Source organism: Mesorhizobium sp. M4A.F.Ca.ET.022.05.2.1 (genome assembly GCF_003998845.1).
Lineage (GTDB): Bacteria > Pseudomonadota > Alphaproteobacteria > Rhizobiales > Rhizobiaceae > Mesorhizobium.
This window is the reverse complement of the sequence record NZ_RZOJ01000505.1, coordinates 1-3,748: the sequence shown is the minus strand read 5'-3', so window position 1 is coordinate 3,748 and position 3,748 is coordinate 1. Positions and strand designations below refer to the sequence as shown.

5 protein-coding genes are annotated in these 3,748 nt (G+C 66.2%); 3 read left to right on the top strand and 2 right to left on the bottom strand.

The window, feature by feature from the left end; translation table 11 throughout:
- On the top strand, nucleotides 1-385 hold a 385-nt coding region (locus EN745_RS31555), incomplete at its 5' end, for a PLP-dependent transferase (protein WP_245487883.1).
- Nucleotides 385-735, top strand: a complete 351-nt coding sequence (locus EN745_RS31550; RefSeq protein ID WP_126054900.1) for a cupin domain-containing protein — start codon at nucleotides 385-387, stop codon at nucleotides 733-735. The genes EN745_RS31555 and EN745_RS31550, both read left to right, overlap by 1 nt.
- A 16-nt stretch (nucleotides 736-751) precedes the next feature.
- Here the strand turns inward: EN745_RS31550 and EN745_RS31545 are convergent, their stop codons facing one another.
- Entirely contained in the window at nucleotides 752-1,459 is a 708-nt protein-coding gene (locus EN745_RS31545) for a transporter substrate-binding domain-containing protein (protein WP_127423055.1), read from the bottom strand.
- A 25-nt stretch (nucleotides 1,460-1,484) separates the two neighbouring features.
- Nucleotides 1,485-2,738: a cytochrome P450 gene (locus EN745_RS31540; protein ID WP_126054898.1), complete on the bottom strand. Its 1,254-nt coding sequence runs from the start codon at nucleotides 2,736-2,738 to the stop codon at nucleotides 1,485-1,487.
- A gap of 105 nt (nucleotides 2,739-2,843) precedes the next feature.
- On the opposite strand from EN745_RS31540, the gene EN745_RS31535 reads away from it, so the two are divergent.
- On the top strand, nucleotides 2,844-3,748 hold a 905-nt coding region (locus EN745_RS31535; protein ID WP_145992248.1), incomplete at its 3' end, for an FAD-dependent oxidoreductase.

The window sequence follows — 3,748 nt, the reverse complement described above, 5'->3', positions numbered from 1 at the left end:
GCGCCTGTTCGAGGTCGGCGACGATGTCGTTGACGTCCTCGATGCCGACCGAAAGACGGACCGTGTCCGGCCCGGCGACAAGAACAACGCCCTGCAGAAGAAGTATTCGCCGCAGGGCGCCGGCGCGGTGTTCACCTTCGGTCTCAAGGGCGGCTACGCGGCGGGCGTCAGATTCGTCGAGGCGCTGGAGCTTTTCTCGCATCTTGCCAATGTCGGCGACACCAAGTCGCTGGTCATCCATCCGGCCTCGACCACGCACCGCCAGCTTTCCGACGAGCAGAAGATCAAGGCCGGCGCCGGGCCGGACACGGTCCGTCTTTCGGTCGGCATCGAGGACGTCAACGACATCGTCGCCGACCTCGAACAGGCGCTGGACAAGGTCTGATGGCGGCGCCGAACTTTCTCTCCGTCGATGTCGCAAGCGCCGAGCCGGAGGCCGGCGCGCCTGCTCCGGACCGGCTGATTTCGGGCGATCCGAAGTTTCGCACCTGGAATGTCGAGGAGCGGGACGGCGGCCTCTATGCCGGCATCTGGGAATCGACGCCCGGCAAGTGGCGCATCGTCTATGACGAATGGGAGTTTTGCCACATCCTGTCCGGCGTCTCAGTCATTTCCGAGGACGGCGGCGAGGCGCGCACCGTCAGGGCCGGCGACAGCTTCGTGCTGCGGCCGGGCTTCAAGGGCAGTTGGGAAGTGCTTGAAACCACCCGCAAGGAATATGTGATCAAGCTCTGACCTGCCGCCAGCCGGATCAGAGCAGGCGGTCGATATCGCCCTCGGAAAATCCGTACTCGCGCATCATCTGCCGGTGCCAGGTGCCGCCGAGCAACTCGCCCAGGCAGGAATCGATGCGCTGGCGCAGGGGCGCATTGCCTTTGGCGAGCGCGAAGGCGCCGGCCGCCGGCTGCTTTTCCTCGGCCGTAACATCGATGACAGCGAGCGGCGCGTCGGGCCGTCCGGCCAGGTAGCCGCGATGCGCCATGGCGACGCTGGCATAGGCATGCACCACGCCGGCGGCGACGGCCTCGGCCGCCTCGGCCTGGGTGCCGAAGATCCTGATCCGCTCGGCCGGAATGCCGTTACGCAGCGCCGTCTGGTGCTGGATCTGGCCTGATATGACACCGATCATGCCGGTCTGATCCATGGCGACCGATCGATAGCCTACGAAACCGCGCGGATTGTCCCTGGCGACCAGCAGTCCGTCCGACAGCATCCAGATCGGCCGGGTGAAATCGACCAGCTTCTTACGCCCGTCGGAGATGAACAGTCCGGTGGTCATGTCCCACCGATCCCCGGCCAATCCGGGCAGCAGTTCCGCGAACTCCGCTTCGACGGCCGAAAAGCCTTCCAGCCCCAATGTCTGGCAGACTTTCTCCGCCAGCACCGCGTCGCAGCCGTGCAAGGCGCCCGAGGAATCGATGAAGCAGAATGGCGGTTCCTGCAGGAAGGCGAATTTCATGGTCCCGATATCCGTCCGTCGGCTGTCAGAAGGCCACCGCGAGCCGTTCCAGCCCGTGGAAATGATAGCTGTCGCGGAAGCGCGGCTCTTCGGCGAGGTGGAGCTTTGGCCGCCGCTCGAACAGGGTCTTCAGCGAGACCTGCAGTTCGAGCCGCGCCAGCGGCGCGCCGATGCAGAAATGGATGCCGGCGCCGAAGGAGACGTTCTTCTGGTCGGCCCGGCCGGGATTGAAGGCCTGCGGCGCAGCGAAGGCGGAGGGGTCGCGGTTGGCCATGCCGAGCAGCAGCGCAATCTTGTCGCCAGGCTTGAGCACGATGCCTGGCTGGACTTCGATCTCCTCATAGGCATAGCGCAGGAACATATGCAGCGGCGCGTCGAAGCGCAGGCATTCCTCGACCGTGGCCGCGGTCGCCTCCGGCGTGGTGAAGAAGCGGCTGGGGTCGCCGCCCTGCGCCAGGATCGCGCGCACCGCATTGCCGGTCTGGTGCACGGTCGCTTCGTGGCCGGCATTGAGCAGCAGAATGGTCGATGACACCAGTTCGTCCTCGGACAGTTTCTGGCCGTCCTCCTGCGCAGAAATCAGAAGCGAAAGCAGGTCGTCGCCCGGCTGCTTGCGCCGCTCGGCGACGTACCCGCGCAGGAAATCGGAAAAGTCGCGCGCGGCGCGGTTGGCGGTCTCCTCGGTCTCGCGCGTGCGGCCATGCATGTACATGGCGACGATCTGGTGCGACCAGTCGAGCAGTTGCGGCGCCATCGCCACCGGCACGCCGAGCATTTCGGCGATGATGGTGATCGGCAAGGGCGACGCAAAGGCAGGCAGAAGGTCGACCCCGGCGGGCTCGAAGCTGTCGATCAGTTCGTTGGCCAACGCCTCGACGCGTGGCCGCAGCCGCTCGACCTGGCGCGAGACGAAGGCGCGGTTGACCAGCGTCCGCAGTCTGGTGTGGACCGGCGGCTCCAGTTCCAGCATCGAATTGGCCTCGATGCCGTCGAAGGCGGCGAGATGCGAACGGTCCTGGCCGACGCCGCGGCTGTCGGGAATGCCGGCCGGGTTCTGGCGGCCGAAGCGGCGGTCGCGCAAGAGCCGGTTGACGTCGTCGAAGCCGCCAAAGCACCAGAAACCGTAGTCCTCCCAGAAGAAGGCGTCCGCGGCGCCCTGCAGGAAGGCATAGGCGTCGTACGGGTTCAGGAAGAAGGCCGGTTCGTGCGGGTCGAGCCGCAGGCGACGGCCGGCGGGATCGAAGGCAAGGTAGGCGGGTGGCGGCATCAAATCGGTCATGCTGGATCATTAGCGCGCCTTGCCAGCCCGGTGCCAGACCGTATCTTGGCGCCCGGCAACCCGATGAATTGAGCCAGCGGGGACCGCTGTGGAAGGATGGTTTCGATGAATGTGATCGTGGTCGGCGCCGGCATCGCCGGACTTTCGACGGCGTGGTCGCTTGTCAAAGCCGGGCACAGCGTTTCGATCGTCGAGCAGGGGCCGATCCCCAACCCGCTTGCCGCATCGGGGGACCATCACCGCATCATCCGTCGCGCCTACCGCGCCGGCACCGGCTATGGCAGGCTGATCACGGAGGCGTATGACGCCTGGGACGAGATGTGGGCCGATCTCGGCGAGAGCCATCTCGATGCCAGGGGTTTCCTCTGCATCTCGCGTGAGCCCGGCGACGAGGCCGAGGAATACCGCGAAGGCCTGGAGGAGGGGAACTTTCCCTTCGAGTTGCTCGACCCGGCCGCCGCGGTCGAGCGCTGGCCTTTCCTGGAGCCGGGCTCATTCCGCTATGCCTATTTTTCGACCGAGGGTGGCGCTCTGCATTGCCGCAGGATCGCCTCCGGCCTCTCTGCATGGCTGCGCGCCAACGGCGCCAATGTCTACGAACACAGCAAGGTGGTCGAGGTCGATGCCGAGGCCGGTCGGATCACGCTGGCCGGCGGCGAGACGATGCAGGCCGACCGCATCGTGGTCACTGCCGGCGCGTGGGTGCTGAAGCTGTTCCCGGAGCTCGGCGGTGAATTGAAGACCTATCGCACCGCGCTTGCTTATGTCGAACCGCCAGCCGATCTTAGGGTGGCCTGGGAAACGGCGCCCGTCATCCTCGATGTCGGCGGCGTCACCGACGGCTACATGATCCCGCTGACGCGCGGCGCCGGCATGAAATTCGGTTCGGGCCTGCACAAGGTGCCGACCAGCGACGCCGATCGGAACCGGGCGCCGGTGCCGGGCGAGGGGGAGGTGATCCGCAACCTGTTCTCGCCGCCGATCGCCCGCATCGCTGAATACAGGGTGAC